The 20780-nt window shown below is 28.0% G+C and carries 24 protein-coding genes; 22 read left to right on the top strand and 2 right to left on the bottom strand.

The features are described 5' to 3' along the window. Nucleotides 1-340 precede the first annotated feature (340 nt). Entirely contained in the window at nucleotides 341-766 is a 426-nt protein-coding gene (locus ACQH24_RS05010) for a hypothetical protein (RefSeq protein ID WP_425379532.1), read from the top strand. 34 nt (nucleotides 767-800) lie between these two features. Here the strand turns inward: ACQH24_RS05010 and ACQH24_RS05005 are convergent, their stop codons facing one another. Further along, nucleotides 801-1760, bottom strand: coding sequence for a transposase (locus ACQH24_RS05005; RefSeq protein WP_425379371.1), 960 nt, complete (start codon nucleotides 1758-1760; stop codon nucleotides 801-803). Between the two features lie 108 nt (nucleotides 1761-1868). Between ACQH24_RS05005 and ACQH24_RS05000 the strand changes: the two genes are divergently transcribed. From ACQH24_RS05000 to ACQH24_RS04915, 18 genes are all read left to right on the top strand, one after another. Then, nucleotides 1869-2372 (top strand): hypothetical protein, encoded by a 504-nt coding sequence (locus tag ACQH24_RS05000; RefSeq protein ID WP_425379531.1) that lies wholly within the window; start codon nucleotides 1869-1871, stop codon nucleotides 2370-2372. A gap of 1 nt (nucleotide 2373) precedes the next feature. Continuing rightward, nucleotides 2374-2622, top strand: coding sequence for a hypothetical protein (locus ACQH24_RS04995; protein WP_425379530.1), 249 nt, complete (start codon nucleotides 2374-2376; stop codon nucleotides 2620-2622). 12 nt (nucleotides 2623-2634) lie between these two features. Continuing rightward, on the top strand, nucleotides 2635-3642 hold the full coding sequence (locus ACQH24_RS04990; protein WP_425379529.1) for an amidohydrolase family protein: 1008 nt from the start codon (nucleotides 2635-2637) through the stop codon (nucleotides 3640-3642). 2 nt (nucleotides 3643-3644) lie between these two features. Beyond that, nucleotides 3645-4430 (top strand): dihydroorotate dehydrogenase, encoded by a 786-nt coding sequence (locus ACQH24_RS04985; RefSeq protein ID WP_425379528.1) that lies wholly within the window; start codon nucleotides 3645-3647, stop codon nucleotides 4428-4430. Nucleotides 4431-4432: 2 nt separating this feature from the next. Next, the gene (locus ACQH24_RS04980) at nucleotides 4433-5359 is read left to right on the top strand and encodes a dihydroorotate dehydrogenase (RefSeq protein ID WP_425380696.1); all 927 of its coding nucleotides are present in this window, start codon (nucleotides 4433-4435) and stop codon (nucleotides 5357-5359) included. Then, nucleotides 5352-6047: an orotidine-5'-phosphate decarboxylase gene (gene pyrF, locus ACQH24_RS04975; RefSeq protein ID WP_425379527.1), complete on the top strand. Its 696-nt coding sequence runs from the start codon at nucleotides 5352-5354 to the stop codon at nucleotides 6045-6047. Before ACQH24_RS04980 ends, pyrF begins: the two co-directional genes overlap by 8 nt. Before the next feature lies 1 nt (nucleotide 6048). Next, nucleotides 6049-6657, top strand: coding sequence for an orotate phosphoribosyltransferase (gene pyrE / locus ACQH24_RS04970; RefSeq protein ID WP_425379526.1), 609 nt, complete (start codon nucleotides 6049-6051; stop codon nucleotides 6655-6657). Nucleotides 6658-6754: 97 nt separating this feature from the next. Beyond that, complete coding sequence (locus ACQH24_RS04965; protein WP_425379371.1) at nucleotides 6755-7714, top strand: transposase; 960 nt, start codon at nucleotides 6755-6757, stop codon at nucleotides 7712-7714. Between the two features lie 473 nt (nucleotides 7715-8187). Then, nucleotides 8188-8592, top strand: coding sequence for a hypothetical protein (locus ACQH24_RS04960; protein ID WP_425379525.1), 405 nt, complete (start codon nucleotides 8188-8190; stop codon nucleotides 8590-8592). Between the two features lie 21 nt (nucleotides 8593-8613). Next, a complete protein-coding gene (locus tag ACQH24_RS04955; RefSeq protein ID WP_425379524.1) occupies nucleotides 8614-9384 on the top strand; it encodes a hypothetical protein in 771 nt (256 codons plus the stop codon). Between the two features lie 15 nt (nucleotides 9385-9399). Continuing rightward, the gene (locus tag ACQH24_RS04950) at nucleotides 9400-9918 is read left to right on the top strand and encodes a hypothetical protein (protein ID WP_425379523.1); all 519 of its coding nucleotides are present in this window, start codon (nucleotides 9400-9402) and stop codon (nucleotides 9916-9918) included. Between the two features lie 985 nt (nucleotides 9919-10903). After that, the gene (infC, locus tag ACQH24_RS04945; protein ID WP_425379522.1) at nucleotides 10904-11434 is read left to right on the top strand and encodes a translation initiation factor IF-3; all 531 of its coding nucleotides are present in this window, start codon (nucleotides 10904-10906) and stop codon (nucleotides 11432-11434) included. Between the two features lie 40 nt (nucleotides 11435-11474). Then, nucleotides 11475-11669, top strand: coding sequence for a 50S ribosomal protein L35 (gene rpmI / locus ACQH24_RS04940; RefSeq protein WP_425379521.1), 195 nt, complete (start codon nucleotides 11475-11477; stop codon nucleotides 11667-11669). A gap of 26 nt (nucleotides 11670-11695) precedes the next feature. Further along, nucleotides 11696-12055: a 50S ribosomal protein L20 gene (gene rplT / locus ACQH24_RS04935; protein ID WP_425379520.1), complete on the top strand. Its 360-nt coding sequence runs from the start codon at nucleotides 11696-11698 to the stop codon at nucleotides 12053-12055. A 122-nt stretch (nucleotides 12056-12177) separates the two neighbouring features. Continuing rightward, nucleotides 12178-13947, top strand: a complete 1770-nt coding sequence (uvrC, locus tag ACQH24_RS04930) for an excinuclease ABC subunit UvrC (RefSeq protein ID WP_425380695.1) — start codon at nucleotides 12178-12180, stop codon at nucleotides 13945-13947. Between the two features lie 58 nt (nucleotides 13948-14005). Further along, nucleotides 14006-14758: a DeoR/GlpR family DNA-binding transcription regulator gene (locus ACQH24_RS04925; RefSeq protein WP_425379519.1), complete on the top strand. Its 753-nt coding sequence runs from the start codon at nucleotides 14006-14008 to the stop codon at nucleotides 14756-14758. An 84-nt stretch (nucleotides 14759-14842) separates the two neighbouring features. Further along, the gene (locus ACQH24_RS04920; RefSeq protein ID WP_425379518.1) at nucleotides 14843-14965 is read left to right on the top strand and encodes a hypothetical protein; all 123 of its coding nucleotides are present in this window, start codon (nucleotides 14843-14845) and stop codon (nucleotides 14963-14965) included. A 102-nt stretch (nucleotides 14966-15067) separates the two neighbouring features. Continuing rightward, on the top strand, nucleotides 15068-15856 hold the full coding sequence (locus ACQH24_RS04915; protein ID WP_425379517.1) for a MurR/RpiR family transcriptional regulator: 789 nt from the start codon (nucleotides 15068-15070) through the stop codon (nucleotides 15854-15856). 37 nt (nucleotides 15857-15893) lie between these two features. Here the strand turns inward: ACQH24_RS04915 and ACQH24_RS04910 are convergent, their stop codons facing one another. Beyond that, entirely contained in the window at nucleotides 15894-16535 is a 642-nt protein-coding gene (locus tag ACQH24_RS04910; protein WP_425379516.1) for a hypothetical protein, read from the bottom strand. A 175-nt stretch (nucleotides 16536-16710) separates the two neighbouring features. On the opposite strand from ACQH24_RS04910, the gene ACQH24_RS04905 reads away from it, so the two are divergent. The 3 genes from ACQH24_RS04905 to ACQH24_RS04895 all read left to right on the top strand — a co-directional run bounded on the left by ACQH24_RS04905 (nucleotide 16711) and on the right by ACQH24_RS04895 (nucleotide 20709). Further along, the gene (locus ACQH24_RS04905) at nucleotides 16711-18042 is read left to right on the top strand and encodes a hemolysin family protein (protein WP_425379515.1); all 1332 of its coding nucleotides are present in this window, start codon (nucleotides 16711-16713) and stop codon (nucleotides 18040-18042) included. A gap of 125 nt (nucleotides 18043-18167) precedes the next feature. Then, on the top strand, nucleotides 18168-18647 hold the full coding sequence (locus tag ACQH24_RS04900) for a MarR family winged helix-turn-helix transcriptional regulator (RefSeq protein WP_425379514.1): 480 nt from the start codon (nucleotides 18168-18170) through the stop codon (nucleotides 18645-18647). A 106-nt stretch (nucleotides 18648-18753) separates the two neighbouring features. Then, nucleotides 18754-20709: an ABC transporter ATP-binding protein gene (locus ACQH24_RS04895; RefSeq protein WP_425379513.1), complete on the top strand. Its 1956-nt coding sequence runs from the start codon at nucleotides 18754-18756 to the stop codon at nucleotides 20707-20709. The last annotated feature ends 71 nt before the right edge of the window (nucleotides 20710-20780 follow it).

Genomic DNA, 20780 nt, shown 5'->3' with positions numbered 1-20780 from the left:
GCAAAATCATGATCTTAAACAAAATTATTTTTCAAATTGTCATATTGATGATTTTTTTATTTCATCAAGAGTTTTCGACAAAATTAAAGTTTACAATTGAAATATTTTTAGTATTATATAATATTAAGGTGATAATAAATGAAAATGAGAGAATCAAATAGTTATGTTAAAAATAAAAGTAGCCGTTATCTGCAACGGGTTCTTACTTTACTTTCTCATTTGTTCTTTAATTTATTTTATCCCCATCATTTTAAGACTTACTTAATTAATTGGAAATTATCTTATTAATTAGGTAAGTTTTTTTATTTTAAAAATAGTTACAGAAAGTGAGAATATTGGAATGAAAAGTAAAAGTTTATTACATTTAGATGATTGAACCGAACAAGAAGTTAATTTAATCTTAGCAGAAGCGTTACAATTTAAAAATAATACCAAAAAAGTAGATTATCAACAAGCAAAAATTGTTGCTAACTTATTTTTTGAACCTTCAACACGAACACATTATTCGTTTGATGTTGCGGCCCATAAATTAGGATGTAAAACATTAAATTTTAATGAAAAATTTAGTGCCACCAAAAAAGGGGAAACATTATATGACACTGTTAAAACTTTTGAAGCGTTAGGTGTTGATGCTTTAGTAATTCGACACCCCGAAAATAACTATTATAATACACTAATTAATAAAATTAACGTCCCAATTTCTTTAATTTTGTCGAAAACTCTTGATGAAATAAAAAAATCATCAATATGACAATTTGAAAAATAATTTTGTTTAAGATCATGATTTTGCTTTAAATTTTTTAAACATTAAAATATAATACCGTTGATTGTTGTTTTGGTGTTAAACCTTTATGTTGGTATTTTCATTTTCATAGATTTAAATAATTTTGAATATTAGTGAAACCCAAACCATGATAATGAATTAAGGCTTCTTTAAGACTGGATTGTAATTTACTAATCTTATTTAACTTTCGATAACTAGTATCAGGGTTTGTACTAGTTTTGGTAGAATATAGAGTAGAATTTGTTTGTTTTGCTACTAATAAATATAATGGTTGCATGTCAGAAATAATTATTGATTTTTCTTTAATTAATTGCTTATTCATATTTTCAATAATTCATTGTTTTTGTAATCGTTTGGTATTGGTGGATTGAACAAAAATATTATTATTGCTATCAACTACCATTTGAATACAGCATTTGGTATTAGTTGAAAATGGATCAAGATGAGTTTTTCGTTTATCAAATTTATCTTTAAAATTACCTTTATGGATTTCTTTAATAAAAGTTTCATCAATTTGGATTTGACCATTTAATTTTTTAAATTTTAATTGAGTATTTTCTAATTGTTTTGATTGCATTAATTTTTGACGATTATATCAAGCAGTTTTTGGTGTTGTTTTAATAAAACGGGAAATTATTTTACTAGATTGTCCTAATAATGAAATTTGAATTAATAAATTTCACTGTTCATAATTTAAATGACTTCAATAAGTAAAATGATGACGAAAAGCATCAAAACTAGCACGACATTTTTTACATAAATATTTTTGTTTTCCTTCGGGATTATGACCATTTTTAACACAATGATAAGATTTACAATCAGGACATATAATGCCTTTATCTCTAAATTTTTGATCAATTTCATTTAAACGTTTTTGTTTTTTGATTACTTCTGCTTCTTTTTTTATTTTTTCAGCAAATTCTAAAAATTGATCATCTGTAAAACTGTTTTTTAATTCTGTAATTATTTTTTCCATCAATTATTTACCTCTATATATTAAAAATATACCTAAAATTAGATATATTCTATAAATATCAAGAGTTTTCGACAAAATTAAAGCCCAATTTTAAATGGTGGTGATGGTTTGGGAAACCACCCAACCCAAAGTTTGTTAGATTTGTTAACAATTAAAGAACAATTTGGGAGCTTTGTCGGTTTGAACATTGTCATTGTCGGGGATATTAAGTATTCACGGGTGGCAAAAACTAATATTGAAATTATGCAAAAATTAGGAATGAATGTTTATACAACGGGGATTAATGAATTACAAATCCCTGGAGTGGTGATGGTTGACTTTAAAGAAAGTATTTCACAAATGGATGTGGAAATGTTATTACACTATCAATTTGAACGATTTGCAAGCAATGAAAAATACCAGTTAGATTATTTACAAAATTATAAATTAACATCAGCATTAGTTGAAAAAATGAAACCAACCGCAATTATTATGTATCCAGCACCATTTAATAGGGGTATTGAAATTGATGATGATGTTGTTGAATGTAAACAAGCAAAAATATTTGATCAGATGGCAAATGGGGTTTTTGTGCGGATGGCATTATTAAATAATGTTTTAAGTCCCAACTAAGATGATTTATACTTTTACGAATGCTGAAATTTATTTACCAACTGGTTTACAACGGACAAATATTACAATTGAAAATAATAAAATTATTCAAATTGGAACAGAAGTGATGGGAATAGAAATTAAATTAGCTCCATCTTGTATTATTGTGCCAAGTTTTATTGATTTGCATGCTCATTTCCGTGAACCAGGCCAAACCGCAAAAGAAGATTTAACGACTGGGGCTTTGAGTGGTTTATATGGTGGTTATTAAACCGTTTGTGTGATGGCAAATACAGTGCCTGTTATTGACCACCCCCAAGTTTTAGCACCATTATTAATTAAAGCAAAAGAATTGCCAATTAATATTCAATTCTTTAGTGCTATTACTAATAATTTAGCTGGTTCCAAAGTTGTTGATTTTGCTAGTTTTGGTGACAATGTAATTGGATTTAGTGATGATGGGGTTTATCTTGCTAATCAAACGTTATTAATAACAGCTTTAAAATATGGCCAAACTAATAATAAATTAATTGCTTTGCATGTTGATAATCGGCACCAATTAGGAACAGCAACAACAATATTGCGAGATGCTGCGGCTATAAGATTTAATTTAACAGGTGTTAATGAAAATTATGAAGCTAAACCATTGGCACAAGATTTAACAATTGTTAATCAGCTCCAACTGCCATATCATTTATGTCATCTTTCCACAGCAAAAGGAGTTGCTTTAATCCGAAAAGGGAAAATAATTAATCCATTTTTAACCTGCGAAGTAACACCGCATCATTTAACTTTGTCAATTGATGACATTCAGGCAAATGATGGGAATTATTTAATGAATCTGCCGTTAAATTTAAAAACAGACCAAATAAGTTTAATTGCGGCCTTAAATGATGGCACAATTGATATTATTGCCACAGATCATGCCCCCCATCAAAGCAAAGAAAAGGGTTCATTTGCAACTAGTGCGATGGGGATTATTGGTTTACAATTAACATTTCCATTATTATATACAAAATTAGTGCAGACAAAACAAGTTGCTTTAGCAACAATTATTAATGCGTTAACAATTAATCCCCAAAAGTTAATTCATCATCATGATGTCAGATTAAAAGTGGCTAACGAAGCTAATTTTACAGTAATTGATTTAAACTTAACCCAACCGGTAACAAGGAAACTATTACAATCAAAGGCCGCAAATACACCTTTTTTAGGAACAAAATTAACTGGCTGACCAATCATAAATGTTCATAATGGGGTAATTCATTATTTACATCAGGAAGGAACATAATTATGGGAACACAAATTATTGAAACAACGACATTATTAGTTAACAAACAATTAGGACCTGATTTGTGACTAGCGACTTTTAAAGCGCCACAACTCAGTAAAATTGCGTGTCCAGGACAATTTATGTTGATTGAACCATCCCAGCAGTTTTTCTTAAAACGTCCATTTAGTTTTTTTGAGATTAATCCTAAGGCAGAAACAGTTACGATTTATTATCAATGTAAAGGATTAGGAACTTGGTATATGGCGAATAAATGAAAGATTGGTCAATCTGTCCAAATCCAGGGACCACATGGGCAAGGATTTCAAATTTCTGAACAATCCAAGGATATTTTAATTATTGCGGGTGGAATTGGTATTGCGCCAATGAAGGCATTAATTGATGATTTAATTAAGAAAGAAATTAGTTATACTGCTATTTTTGGCGGACGAACAAAAGATGCTTTAAATGTTTTATCCTTATTTCAAAATAATAATTTATTTTTATTAAATACCGATGATGGTTCGGTTGGTAAACCCCAAAATATTATTAGAGCATTAGAATATTATTTGCAAGAACATCGACCAAAAATTATTGTGGCTTGTGGTCCGGAAATTGTGCTAACGAAAATTAATAAGATTGCACAGCAGTACCAGATTGCGACACAAATTTCTTATGAAAGTCACATGGCTTGTGGTGTTGGTGCATGTATGGGTTGTACAAAAACAATTGATGGGGTTAATAAAAAAATTTGTACGGATGGGCCAATCGTAACTGTTGATTATGAACAACAAGGGGGCGAATGGTAAAAATGCTAAAAACAAAATTTTTAGGATATAGTTTGAATTGTCCATTAACAACGGCAAGTGGGACATTTGGTTATGGGGAATGTTATCAGGATTTCTTTGCTGTTAATGAATTAGGTATGCTAACAACAAAGGGAATTACGTTGGAACCACGAAGTGGCAATCCAGCCCCAAGATTAGCAGAAGTTACGAGTGGTATTATTAACTCAATTGGTTTGGAAAATCCAGGATTAATTAAATTTCAAGAAGAAATTGTTCCAACCTTTGTTGCTTTTAATATTCCAATTATTGTTAATTTAAATGGCAAAACAATTGAGGAATATGAAATCTTAGCAAAAGCAATTAATAATATATCATCAATTGCTTTTGTGGAATTAAATATTTCTTGTCCAAACGTGAAAGAAGGTGGGATTTTATTTGGTACCGATCCGGTTATTACCCGGGCAGTCGTAAAGCGAGTTCGCCAAGTTTTAACAAAAAAGAAATTAATTCTCAAATTATCCCCATCGGTGAGTGATATAAGGCAATTTGCCTTAATTTGTCAAGAAGAACAAGCTGATGCCATTAGTTTAATTAATACAATACCTGCTATGCAAATTAATCTTGCAACTAAAAAACCAACTTTAGGAAATATTATTGGCGGTTTAAGTGGGCCATGTATTAAACCAATTGCGATCCGTATGGTTTATGAAGTTGCTAGTGTTGTTAAAATCCCAATTATTGGGATGGGTGGTGTTAGTTCGGCCGCGGATGTGTTAGAATTTTTAATGGCTGGGGCTAGTGTTGTGGCGATTGGTACTAGTTTGTTTAGTAATCCTAAGTTAGTAAGAGAAATTAAAACAGAATTATTAAAGTATTGTGTTGAACATCAATTAAAAAACATTAGTGATATTATTGGTATTGCTCATCAAAAGGAGGAACACAATGAATAAATTTTTTATCGCCTGTGACTTTCATTCCCGAAAAGAATTAGAAGACTTTTTAGCAAAATTTCCGCCGCAGCAGTTGGCATTAAAAGTTGGTATGGAATTAATTTATGCTGTTGGTTTTGAAATTATTATGGAATTAAAACAACGGGGTCATATTGTGTTTTTAGATTTAAAACTAAATGATATTCCGGTTACAGTTGCAAAAGCTTTAAATGCTTTAAAACAATATGAAGTTGATTTTGTGACAGTTCACTTAAAAAGTGGGCAAAAAACATTAGAATATGCTCATAAAATTGTTGAAGATACTAAGATTAAATTGTTGGGGGTAACAGTTTTAACAAGCTTAGATAATAGTGATATTCAAGAATTATTTTTATCATCAACTTTAACAACAGATCAGTTAGTTAAGAATCTAGCTAGTTTTGCAGCAAATAATCAGTTTTATGGGGTTATTTGTGCGCCATTAGAAGCCGCACTTATTAAAAAATACTTTCCGAATTTAAAAACAGTTACACCAGGAATTAAATTAACGTCAAAAGAAACTGACCAGAAACGAGTGGCAACACCGTTAGACGCAAAAAGACTGGGCGCGGATTATTTAGTTGTTGGTCGAGCAATTACATTGGCGCCGGACCCAAATGCAGTTTATCAACAAATTATAGCTAATTTTACAAAAGGAGGAGAAGACTAAAATGAAAAAGATAATTAGTGAATTAGTTAAAATTAAGGCAATTAATATTAATACAACGGAATTATATACTTGAGCATCAGGAATTAAAGCACCAATTTATATTGATAATCGTTTAATTATGGGTTATCCACAATTACGATGAACAATTGCCGAAAAATTTGCGAATATTATTAATGACAAATTATCAGGAGTTAAAATTGAAAATATTTTTGGGACAGCAACAGCTGGAATCCCGCATGCAACTTTATTAGGACATTTATTACAATTACCATTTGGATATGTTCGTAGTAGCAAAAAAGACCATGGGAAACAAAATCAAATTGAAGGTGTTTATCAATCAGGACAAAAAGTAATTGTGATTGAGGATTTGATTTCAACCGGTGGTTCTGTGATTGAAGTTGTCAAAACCTTACAACAAGCAGGATTAGAAGTTGTTGCTGTCTTAGCAATTTTTGACTATCAATTGCAAAAAGCGGAGGGACGTTTTAAGGATCTTCAAATACCATTATACACATTAACTAATTTTGATAATTTAGTAACTAACGGTGATATTTTGACGAACAATCAACAAATAATGTTAAAACAATTTTATCATCAATTAAATCAATAGTGTTGTCTTACTTTCTTTAATTTTGTCGAAAACTCTTGATATTTATAGAATATATCTAATTTTAGGTATATTTTTAATATATAGAGGTAAATAATTGATGGAAAAAATAATTACAGAATTAAAAAACAGTTTTACAGATGATCAATTTTTAGAATTTGCTGAAAAAATAAAAAAAGAAGCAGAAGTAATCAAAAAACAAAAACGTTTAAATGAAATTGATCAAAAATTTAGAGATAAAGGCATTATATGTCCTGATTGTAAATCTTATCATTGTGTTAAAAATGGTCATAATCCCGAAGGAAAACAAAAATATTTATGTAAAAAATGTCGTGCTAGTTTTGATGCTTTTCGTCATCATTTTACTTATTGAAGTCATTTAAATTATGAACAGTGAAATTTATTAATTCAAATTTCATTATTAGGACAATCTAGTAAAATAATTTCCCGTTTTATTAAAACAACACCAAAAACTGCTTGATATAATCGTCAAAAATTAATGCAATCAAAACAATTAGAAAATACTCAATTAAAATTTAAAAAATTAAATGGTCAAATCCAAATTGATGAAACTTTTATTAAAGAAATCCATAAAGGTAATTTTAAAGATAAATTTGATAAACGAAAAACTCATCTTGATCCATTTTCAACTAATACCAAATGCTGTATTCAAATGGTAGTTGATAGCAATAATAATATTTTTGTTCAATCCACCAATACCAAACGATTACAAAAACAATGAATTATTGAAAATATGAATAAGCAATTAATTAAAGAAAAATCAATAATTATTTCTGACATGCAACCATTATATTTATTAGTAGCAAAACAAACAAATTCTACTCTATATTCTACCAAAACTAGTACAAACCCTGATACTAGTTATCGAAAGTTAAATAAGATTAGTAAATTACAATCCAGTCTTAAAGAAGCCTTAATTCATTATCATGGTTTGGGTTTCACTAATATTCAAAATTATTTAAATCTATGAAAATGAAAATACCAACATAAAGGTTTAACACCAAAACAACAATCAACGGTATTATATTTTAATGTTTAAAAAATTTAAAGCAAAATCATGATCTTAAACAAAATTATTTTTCAAATTGTCATATTGATGATTTTTTTATTTCATCAAGAGTTTTCGACAAAATTAAAGCTTACTTTTATTTTTTTATCATAATTAGTTATATTACAAAAGAAACTTATCAAAGTTTAATTTAAGGGAAAAATTAATACCGTTAGATTATTTTTGCTATTTTACTTATTTTATAAGGACTAATATAATAATTATTTATAATTTATATAAATTAACTTATTTTTTGCCCTAATAATGCAATTAATTTTATTATTTCAAAAATTAATTGTTTTAAAAATTCATTTTATATTATTTTTCATTATATAATTAATAAAACTAGAAAAATATTATTGATTTAATGATTGCAACTATGTTAGTTGCAGGAGAGCCTGTTATAATAACATTTTATATTTTAATACTTTTATTATAACTAAGCTAATAGGGGACAATTAAGGATGAACTTTGAAAGTGTTTTAAATTATAATAATTTATGTAATAATTGCAAAAAGAGTGTCAAAAAAATTGTCTTAGCAATTAAGAAAAAATACCCAGCGGGTATTAAAGATGTTGAATTTGAGCAGATCTTTTTTGATCCAAAAGTAACTATGCAAAAGAAGATTGTTCCTTTTGTTTTGATTAAACATAATAATGAATTTTATGGTTTTTTTCGTCATAGTGATTTGCGTCACTTGCCATCTGAAGCAAAACAATTATTGAAGCAGGGAAGAATTATTTTACCAGCTAGTGTCTTATCAGTATTTAAAAATAGGGCAATTGATGTTCATAAAAATGCCCGTCCTCCTGTTAAAACACTACCAAAGGAAATAACTTTTTCTCAAACTAAATATAATAGTCAGTAATTAGCTCCGACTATTACCCAATTGGAACCTAAGCCGCAACAAATTGTGCAGGGTGTCAGAAAATCATTTCTTAGTTTGAAACAACGTTATAAAAAAATGACAATAATTTTTGTTTTATGTAGTATTGTTTTAGTATTACTTTTTACTGGGATTGCAATTGGAGCATGACAATTATATTTAAAGTCACATAAAGAAACAAAAATAAGTGCTTTTGATTTAAATAAAATTACAAAAATTAAAAGTCCTGAAATAATCAATGCAAAAAATGTCTACCAAGTTGAGGCAGATGAAATTAGAGATAGTTTAAAATATTTGATTTTTAATGGAATTGCTGAATATTCAAAAGGCATTACTTTTAAAGATTATGATTATCAATTATTTTCAAATAATAAGGGTGCTATTTTTCAACCAGTTAATTTGTCAACAACCGGACTTGAAATTTGATTAATGATTACTGTAGCAGCGAATAGTAAACTTCTAATGAATAATACTAATTATCTGTCAGTCAAATTGCCGGCGTTAGGTAATAACAAAGTAAGCATTGCAGGAATTAATGCTCTAACAGGGCCCAAATTAGTTTCTTTTCCAGATCCGGGTAATGTGACAGAAATTAATATTCGAAAAGTTTATGATGATGTGATTAAACAAACTATTAACGAAATTGCAAATCAAGCACAACTTAATGTTGATTATTCTTATAAGATTTATGCAGATGAAAATGAAAAAGAATATCAATCAGTTGATTTAGTTAATTCAAGTATCAATATCTGAATTGTTATTAGGGCGTATTAAACAAGTAAATTAATTATGGGGTATAGTAATTTAATTAAAGTTACTTTACAAAATTATAATAAATTTATTGAGCTTAAAACTGATACTTTCATTAAAGACATGGTTATCGCCTCTGATGAGTTCTTGTATGTTGGAACTTTTAAATCTATTTTCAAGGTAAATTTGAAAACTGGGGAACAGACTATTTTGATAAATAATATCGGGTCGGAGTATGCTAGAAATATGCTACTGGATTCTGATGGGTACTTGTATGTTGCAACTGCTAATTATATTATATGAGTAAATTTAGAGACTGCACAGCATAGTATTCTTGTAGAAATATCTTATATTGAATCAATAATGTTGGGTTCTGATGGATCATTATATATTGGAAATGGAAGTGCTGAAATTTTTCGTCTGAATTTAAAAACTAAGAAAAATATAAAAATTAGTTCTTTTGACGATTTTGGTAAAATTTATTCAATGGTTTGGTCTGCGGCTGGATATCTTTATACTTGAACAAAAAAGACTTATATTTGAAAAATAGCAGTTTAAAAATTAAAGAAAGTATTATAAAAGAATGGTTAACAAAAAACCAAACTTTAGAATGCCTTCCAAAGATTCTTGCATATTTAATTTTCATTTTGCTTTATTAAAAATTTGTATTTAAATTAATAATGTTAATCAGAAAATATTGTGATTTGATAGGGTAACCTTAATTTGGACACTTAATAAAGTTTTAACAATAAAATAAGTTAAAATGGAAGTGAAAGAATTGAGGTTTTTATTATGAAATACGATATCCTAGATGAGAAAGAAAAGATTAACATCGAACATTTAGGATAAAAGTCTTGAAAAATATCTTTATAGCAAACAAAATTACAAGTGTCATAACAGGAAAATCAAGAATTGTAATGGCAGATTGAAATGTAAGAAAAGTTGAATTTAAGATTAAAGGGGGTTTCCCAAAAGGAATAAAAAATAACTATAAAATAAAAATATTTTGGAAGGGTTAATTATTTATAGTGAAAATGACTCAGAATTTAGAAGTTACCAATACAATAGAATATTGAAATATGCTGGATGTCAAATTTGGAAGTCTCGAACAGGAAGGTTAAAGATAATCTACATATTGAATTATTATGAAACATTTATAAAAAAACCTTAGATAAAACAGAATATAACTCTGATAAGCTTAGATATTGAACAAATTTATATTTTAATTGATATAATCTTGAATAATTAACAATATGAAGTTATTATCTAATAAAGTGTCCGAAATAAGGTTCGACTTCATTCGGAAAATATTTTATAATAAAATTAACAATTATCTTGACTAAGGAATATAAAAAACATATAATTAACTTTGGAAAATGTTAAAGTAGTTAATGCTCACCTATGCCCTTTATTGTGGTTAATAGGTTTTACAAGATTAAATTAGGTTTATAACGATTATTCACTAATCGTTTAAGGGATAATTCTTGTTAATTGAAGCGCTACTTTTAAGCGTTTTTTTAATTAATTAAAATGGAGGAATTGGATGAATCAACCTACTAAAAACAATAAAAATATTGAGCAAATAAATTATGATATTAGAGCATGAGAAGTTTTAATTATTATGGATGATGGTAGCAGAATTGGTCCATTAGGACGGAATGAAGCAATTCGTTTTGCTGAGGAAAAAGGTCTTGATTTATTATTAGTATCAGCAGTTTCAAATCCACCAGTAGCAAAACTAGTTGATTTTGGAAAATATAAATATGAACAAAAAAAGAAAGAAAAAGAAAACAAGAAAAATCAACATATAACTGAAAATAAGGAAATGCGATTACGAACTGGAATTGGTGATCATGATTTAGAATTTAAAGCAAAAAAAGTTCGGGAATTTTTAATAGAGGGCAATCGTGTTAAAATTTCATTAAAATTTCGTGGCCGTGAAGTTGCTCGACCTGAATTTGGGAAAGAAACATTAGATAAATTTTTTAGTTATATTGAAGATATAGCAAAAGTGGAGAAAGAGCCCCAATTAAATGGTTTGTTTTTAGATATGTATGTCGGACCAAAAAAATAATTAATTAAATTAACTGTTAAAATAAAAAGGAGGAAAGTTTATGCCAAAAATGAAGACAAAAAAATCTTTAGCAAAACGAGTAAAAGTAACTGGAACAGGAAAATGAAAGATTGCACATGCTTATACGTCGCATTTAGCCCAAAATAAATCAACAAAACAAAAGCGTCATTTGAGTAAAGCTGGTTTAATGGATCAAAGTGACAAAAGTAGATTAAAACAATTATTACAAGATTAATATTAATGAGAAGGGAGTATTAAAAAATGGCAAGAGTTAAAGGCGGACCAACAACAAGAAAACGTCGTAAAAAAATTATTAAGCAAGCAAAAGGATATTTTGGAACAAAGTCAACTCATTACAAAAAAGCAAAAGAACAAGTAATGAAATCATTGGCATATGAATTTCGTGATCGAAAACAACGAAAAAGAGAATTTCGTTCATTATGAATTCAAAGAATTAATGCTGCGGTGCGTGAACATGATATCTCATATTCACAATTTATGAATGGATTAAATAAAGCTAACATTGAAGTAAATCGTAAGATGTTATCAGAATTAGCAATTCATAATCCAAGTGAATTTAAAATGCTGGTAGAGGAATCTAAAAAAGCATTAAAAAATTAATAAAAACTACTTTTAAAAAAGTAGTTTTTATTTTTAACAAGCTAATCCTAGTTGCTAATTATCATAATTAAGCATAAAATATTAATACAATATAAGGGGAAAAATAAAATATGACAACAAAGTTATCATTAAAAGAACAAGTTGAAATTTTGCCATTAAAACCAGGATGTTATTTATTTTTCAATAGTTTTAACCAAGTATTATATGTTGGAAAAGCAAAAAATTTACGTAATAGGGTTAATTCATATTTTAATAAGGTTTATAATTATAAAACAACGCGCTTAGTGCAAGAAATTATTCGGTTAGAAACAATTATTACAAAAACCGAAAAAGAAGCTTTGATTTTAGAGCATAACTTAATTAAACAATATAAACCAAAATATAATATTTTATTAAACGATGATAAACATTATCCATATATTGTTATTACTAAAGAAACAGATCCACAATATTTATATGTCCGTAATGTTCATCAAAAGTATGCTCGTTGTTATGGTCCTTTTCCGGAAGGAAGCCATGCCCGGGAAATTATCAAAGTGTTAGAACGATTATATCCATTACGCCGTTGTAAAGGAAAACTTGGTAAACCGTGCTTATATTATCATATTAATCAATGCTCTGGTGCTTGTTTTAAAATAGTGCCAAAAGAATATTATACAACAATGCTTAAAAAGGTTCATGCTTTTTTTAAAGGAAATTTTAATGAAATAAAAACCTTATTGGAAAAAAGAATGTTGCAAGCAGCAAACAATTTACAATTTGAAGAAGCCCAAAAGCTAAAATTATTGACCCGAAATCTTGATTGAACTTTATCTTCCCAAACTGTTGAAATGTTAAATCAAGATGATGATGTTGATGTTGTTAGTTTATATCAAACTGACGAGGATTTAGTATTAACAACACTTTTTTATCGGGCTGGAAAATTAAGTTATAAAGATTTTGAATATTATCCAGTAACAATTAATGATGATTATCAAGAGTTCTATCGATTGTATTTACAGAATATTTATCAAAAAAATATGCTGCCTAGTAAAATTATTGTGAATGAAACAATTGCTTTATCAGAATTAAATTTACTATTTGATAATCGTGTTTTTCATCCGCAAACAGCAGTTGAAAAGACAATAATGCGCATGGCAACAGATAATAGTTATGAATCTTATCGTCAATATCAATCAACAGCCCAAGGACAATTAAATAATGTTGAAGTTTTACAGGAATTACAAGATTGTTTACATTTAAAAGAAGTACCATATTTAATTGAAATGATTGATATTGCAAATATTAATAATGAATTTGTAACGGGGGGAGTTATTGTTTATAAAAATGGGCGTCCATCCCGGAATGACTATCGTAAATATAATCTTAATATTGCTTATCAAGATGATGCAAGACGGATTGCGGCAGTTGTACAGCGACGATATCAAAAACTTATTGAAACAGAACAACCATTACCTAATTTAATTATTATGGATGGGGGAATCCAACAAGTAAATGCATGTGAAAATGAATTGCTAAAATTAAAATTAACAATTCCAATCATTGGTTTAGTTAAAAATAATCAACATAAAACAGATCATATTCTTAATTTAGGAAAGAAAAAAGTATATCTTGATAAAACTAGTCGTTTATTTTTGTTTTTGACAAAAATGCAAGATGATGTTCATCATTTTGCTATTAGTAGTTTTCGTCGTCGTCAAACTAAAGCTTTGACAACAAGTATTTTAGAAGCGGTTCCATTGCTAGGAACACAACGAATTAGGGCTTTAAATTTACGTTTTGATAGTATTGGGGCAATGCAAACCGCAAGCAATGATGAATTGTATCAAGTTTTACGTAGTTGAAAAATTGTAGAAAATTTACGAAAATTTTTGGAAAATTTTGGTAAATAATGTTTTTTTAGTTATAATTATAACGGATAAAATTAATTAATAAAAAGGAGTACAAAATATGCATAGAATCCAACGAAAAGACTTGTTATTAGAGTATCTATGCCAAAAACCTTTCCATGAAATGAATCATGTTCTTGAACATGTGCGTAAGTTCAATATTTCTGCTACAACAGCCCGTCGGGATTTGAAAGAACTGGAAAACGAAAGTATCATTACAATGTCTTATGGTGGTATTAATTTTTTAGGGGTTCATAATAAATCATGTAGCATTGATGTTCGAACAAGCAGTATTAATTTTAATAAAAAAATGATTATTGCTAAAAAGATTCTAAACCTTTTGGAAAAGAATGATGTTATTTTTGTGGGGACTGGATCAACATGTGAAGTTTTTGTCACTTTAATTGATAAACCAGTTAAAATTGTTACTAATTCATTTCGAATTTTACAATTGGCAAAAGATAATTCTAATGTCCAATATAATGTTTTGTTTGGTGGTAAATTGCGGGAAAAATCACAAGCTTTTTACGGATCATTTTGTGAAGAAAGTTTGTCATTAATTCAATTTTCAAAAGTTATTTTTTCAGTAAATAGAATTGATGAAACAGGTGGAATTTATAAAAGTAATGAAGAGGAAGCACGGGTTGAATTAGCAGCTTTAGCTCGAGTACAAACAAAAATCCTATTAGCAGATAGTACTAAATTTAATAAGGTAGGATTCTTTAAATTTTATGAAACAAAAGATGTTTCATGCTTAGTAACTGATAAACCAGATGTTGCTAAACAATATAATTTAGATGTTCAGATTATATAAAACTTTGTTGATTACGACAAAGTTTTTTCTTTGCAAGGAAAAAGGTTTTTGGCTTGGTAATTTGCTCCTTGAAAGGAGGTTAAAATGGAATTAAATAATGTCCAACATGTATGTAACCAAATTGAAAAGTTTGAATTTGAAGAATTGTTTACTGTTCTAGAAAAAATTGAAGCAGTCGTAAAGGATCGAACAGAGGGCATAGATTAGGAAAATATTTTCAATAAACTCTCAAATTTTTTTCATTCCAAGTTTATTATAATCATAATTGAAAGTTGAGGAAATAAAACATGGAATGATTAGGTGGGGAATATGCATTTATTAAAAACTAATATTCTTGAGAAGTTAGAAGAAATTATTAATCGTAATGATGAGACTGTTAATGGCATCATTGCGCAAACAATTTTAAATTTTGCTAAAGTACCAAACGAAACTTTTATTATTAATGATGTTGCAGAAACATCGCATACAAGTGTCTCATCGGTAACAAAGTTTTGTAAAATGCTTGGTTTTACTGGCTGAAAAGAATTTTATATTTTCTTTCGTTATGAATTAGATAATTTAAAAAAATTAAATCAATTGCATCGTATTAATCCATTGGAAAATACAATTAGAGATTTAGTGTCAAGTCATACAATTATGATGACAAAATTATTAAATGAAAACTTATCATCTATTTTAGAACTAAAAACAATGCTAAACGCAATAAATAAAATTTATTTAATTGGTGAGCATACGCATTTAGATCTATTAATTAATTTTTATCATCAATTATTAGGGTTAGGGTTTGATGTAAGTATGACAACACATGATTTTATTGCTAAAAAGTTTTTAGAAAGACTAACAAAGTATGATCTTGTTTTGTGAATTATTATTGATAGTAATCAAAATTACTTATTTAATGTTTTAAAGCATACGGATAAAGTATTACCATTGGATAATATTAAATTTATTTTAAAAGAAAATTCACCGATTTTAGAGACAAATTTAACAACAAAAGCGCCAATTATTATTAATGATCGGCGCAAAATGTATACCCACCAAATAATTTATAACCATTTGTTTATTATTTTTAATGCAATTGTAACAATGCTTAATTAAAAAAATACCCAGACAATTAAGCTGAGTATTTTTTTTATTATTTATTATGGTTAGTATCTCAATCTTCTAACACAATGTGTTTAATAAAACGTTGCATTCATAGGTCAGGATTTGAACCAGTTTCAAAGTTACCAATTTCACCAGTTTCAAAACCAACATAATTCCCATTTTTAATGTAGACATAAGTTGGTGTTCCATTTAATCCTAATGAATCAGCAGTAATACTTTTGTCAATTTCGCCATTAATCTTATGGGCATTTTGTTCTTGAGTTACAATTCATTTAGCAATTTTTTTTGCTCATTTTGTTTGTCAAATTCCATTAAAGTCTTTGACATCATTAGTAATAATTAAACGAGTATTTTTAATTTTTGTTTGTTGTTCAGCACTAACAGGATAACTAGTTAAGGCATATTGAGCACCATATTTTCCTGTTAAGTAATCATTAAATTTTGAGTTACCTTTACCATCAGTATATAAATCCGCAATAGTTGTGTCATGGGTATTTTGACAATGAATACAATTTTGGGCAGAAACCATAAAAATAAAGTTTTCTTTTTTATTAATCCCATCCATAAATTCAGTATAATATATCATATTTTTATCTGAACAAGCAATTACTGTGGTTGCCGTTGTTGATACAATTGTTAAGGCTGCCATTGTGCTTAGCAGTTTTCTCATTTCTATTCCTCCTAAGAATTATTTATAATACTGTCTATTAATAACTATACATTATTTTTTATTATTTTAACAAAAAATATTAAATATTTTAGTAAATTATTGGTGGAAAAAAATTGGAAAAAGTATATAATATGTACAATATATAATTAACAAAAAGATTCGGGGGATAAAACTAATGATGGATAGAGCTACTGCTCTTGCTGTATTACTTCCAATAATGATTATGTTATTAGTTTTTTCGAGTTTCTTTTCGGCATCTGAGACGGCAATTACATCAATTAATGTGATTCGTTTGAAACAAATAGCGAAAAATAATGTTAGCAGACGCAAGAATAAAACCACAAATAAAAAAATTCGAAAAGCAAAACAAGTTTATAAATTAGTAAAGGATTATGATCGCACGTTAGCAACAATATTAATTGCTAATACTTTAATTAATACTGCTTTAGCGACAATTGGAACCTTATTTTTTGCAACCTTAATTAGTAGTACTGAAACAGCCACTTGAGTTTCAACAATTGTTATTGGTTTTACAGTTTTAATTTTTGGTGAATTAGTTCCAAAAACAATTGCCAAAACTTTTCCAGAAAATTTTTCTATTTTTTCAGCTTATATTTTATGAATTTGAAAGATTTTATTTTATCCTTTTACTTGATTATTTATTTTACGAAAACAAAAAAATGACGTCTCAACAACAGAAAATGAATTATTAGAATTAATTTCAACTATTGAATCAGAAGGAGTTTTGGAAAAAAACGAAAAAGAACTGATTGAATCAGCAATTACATTTGATGAAAAAACAATTGGTTCAATTATGCGACCAAAAGAAAAAGTTAAAGCAATTTACAGTAATACAACATGGCGGGAATTACAACGTTTTTATAAAGAAGAACGTTTTACAAGAATGCCTGTTTTAACACCAGAATCGGAAAAAGTAATTGGGATTCTAAATATTAAAGATGTTTTTATTGCCGTAATTGATCATCAAGAAATTGAAATCAAAAGTCTAGTTTCTAATCCAATTTTCTTTTCTTGATACTTAAAATTAGATGATGCTTTAGAATTATTTCAACAAGAACAATTACATATGGCAATTGTAAGTACAAATGCCGATAGTCATGATTTTCTGGGGGTTGTTACAATGGAAGATATTTTAGAAGAACTTGTTGGTGAAATTTATGATGAAGATGATGAAACTGGGCAAGTAAAAGAGATTGGCCATCATATGTTTTGAATTCATGGTAGTACCGCTGTAAAGAAAGTATTTCAAAAGTATTTACACTTAGCCGCACCGTTAGAAAGCACTGGACAAACATTGTACCAATGATTTATGCAACAAACAGGTTATGATTTAACAAAATCAAAGAATGATATTAAAGAATTTGTTTATAATAACTATGCTTTTCGTGTTAATGATGAGAAAAAAGGAAAACTAACGGCAAAAAACATTGTTTTTGAAATTGAAATTTTAACAAATAATAATCCAATTCATGATTTAGAAAATTAAATTTGTGGGACGATAAATCGCAACATACTTTTTCATTAATATTTGTTAAATGTTTAACATTATTTTGTTCTATGTTAAGATAACAAGAGAGAACAAATTTCGGAAAATTAGTGAGGAGGAAAAATATGTCTGATAAAATATCGTCAGAAGGAGCACTATGCCAAGGAACATTGTTTCGTTATCTTGGTTATATTAATAAAGCTTTTTCACAACAAATTGAACTTGAATTGCAAAAACGTGGTTATGATGATTTTCAAATTTCAAATATTTGATTATTAATTTTAATTGAACGATTTCCAAATTATCCAATGAATGAATTAGCGCAAGTTGTGCACCAATCACGGGCTAATATTAGTATTATTTCCAAAAAATTAGTACAAAAGGGGTATGTTGTTAAAACTCATCCAGAAAATAATAAAAAAGTGATTTATTTAGTTTCAACAGAAAAGTGATTAACATTGAAACCAATTGTTTTTATGTTGGTTAATGAATTAGATCAAAAAATTGCTAAAACATTATCGGAATCAAATTATCAGGTATTATTAGCTGATTTGGCAAAAATTGTTGATTTTTTTAAGAATGAAATTGCGGTTGGTAGCAAATAAATGTTAAATATTTAACAAATTTAGGAAAATATCTTGTAATTTTTTTCTAAATTCGTATAATAATTTTGTTAAGTACTTAACAATTATTTAACAGAAGGAGTTAACTATGACTGAACAAAATGATAACATAAATGTAACTAACCGCAACATAAAACAAGGCCAGGTTAAGAACAAAAAGAAAAAAACAAGTTCAATGGGATTTTTTAAATTATTATCAATTTATTATAAGCAATTTTGATTCCGCTGATTATGTTTAATTTTCTTTGTAATTATTACATGTGGCGTTACAGTGGCCCTACCAAAATTAACAAATATTGTTATGACACAATTAACAACTGGGATGTTAGCACGATCAAGTATTAATGATCCGTCAATGCCATGAGGAACATTAATGTATTGGGCAATTGGTTTTGGTGCAACATTCATTGTCTCTGGATTTTTCTTATATTTGCAAAGTTTAGTTGGTGGATCAATTTCACGGAAAATTGAGATTGATATTCGAATTAAAGTTTTAAACAAATTAGTTGATTTAGATATGAACTATTATCATGATAAAAAAATGGGAGATATTTTAACAAAATTAATTTCGGACACTCAAATCTTAGGTGATCAAGCTTTTCAAGTACCTCAAAATTTTTTAAATGCTTTTTTTACTTTTATTGGAAGTATTGCAATTATGTTTACGTTAGATAACCGCGTATTACAATATCAAGATAGTCCAAAAGGAATCCAACCGGTTGTTGATGTTAATGGTAATTTAGTTTATATTGATGGGACAGCAACTGTGGCTGAGTTAGCAGGAATTATCTTAGGAGTTTCATTTGGAATTCTGCTATTAACTTCTTTTGGTTTTACCTTTATTCGTCGTTTAATGTATAAACAACGGAAAGTTGTTTCAGATGTTAATGGGGATGTTAATGACCGCATTAATGCTATTCGGTTAATTAAAACAACAGGAACTAATCAATATGAAAAAGAACGTTTTAATAATATTCATAAGGAATATTATAAAGTAAGTATGCGTGCCATTAAGGTGCAGTCAATTGTGATTGCATTTGTTATTACAACATTAACTAGTATGAATACAATTGCTTTGATTGTTGGAATTGTCTTTGTTAATGATAATCGCTTAGATCCAACCGTAATGTTATCAATTACTATGAGTATTAATTCATTAATTTTTCCAATTATTCAGGTTGTTCGTCTGTTAGCTAATTTAGCAACAGCTTCAACTTCAGCCACTCGTGTTGCAGAAATTTTTGATGAAGTTCCAAAAATTAATATTAATTCAGCAACAGCACCATTACAAGATATTAATGGCGATATTGTTTTTGACAAAGTTTGGTTTAAATATGATCCTGAAGATGAAGAAGAACCATATATTTTAGAAAATTTTAGTTTCCATTTTAAACAAGGGAAAAGTTATGCTTTTGTTGGTGAAACTGGTGTTGGGAAATCAACAATTTCAAAATTATTATTACGTTATTATGACCCAACAAAAGGGGAAATTTTTGTCAATAATAATCAAAATTTAAAAGCAGTTAACTTAAAATCTTATTTAGATCATGTTGGTTATGTTGAACAAGAACCACAAATTCTGTATGGAACCTTTTATGATAATATTCGTTATGGAACTTTTAATGCCACTGATGCGGAATGTGAAGCAGCAGCTAAAAAAGCAGAATTATATAATTTTATTGCTGAGTTACCAGAAGGATTTGCGACTGTTTTAGGAGAACGTGGTTTTATCTTATCCGGTGGTCAAAAACAACGATTGGTAATTGCGCGCATGTTTTTACGCAATCCTGAAATCTTAATTTTAGATGAAGCAACAAGTGCATTAGATAATATTGTTGAAAAAGAAATTCAAACGGAATTAGATAAACTAATGGCTGGTCGTACGACAATTATTATTGCCCATCGTTTAAGTACAATTAAAAATGTTGATCAAATATTAGTATTAGAAAAAGGAAATGGTGTCGTACAAAGTGGTACCTTTGATGAACTGAAAAAAATTGAAGGACGTTTTAAACGATTATATGAAGCTGGTTTAATGTCATAATTATTAATAAATAAGATATTTATAACAGGATGAGAATCCTGTTTTTGTATTAATTTATAAGGGCCTTTAAA

The sequence above is a fragment of the Spiroplasma endosymbiont of Stenodema calcarata genome (genome assembly GCF_964031205.1).
Taxonomy (GTDB): Bacteria; Bacillota_I; Bacilli_A; order Mycoplasmatales; family Mycoplasmataceae; genus Spiroplasma.
The sequence above is the reverse complement of the archived record's forward strand: the minus strand, read 5'-3'. Positions and strand labels throughout refer to the sequence as shown.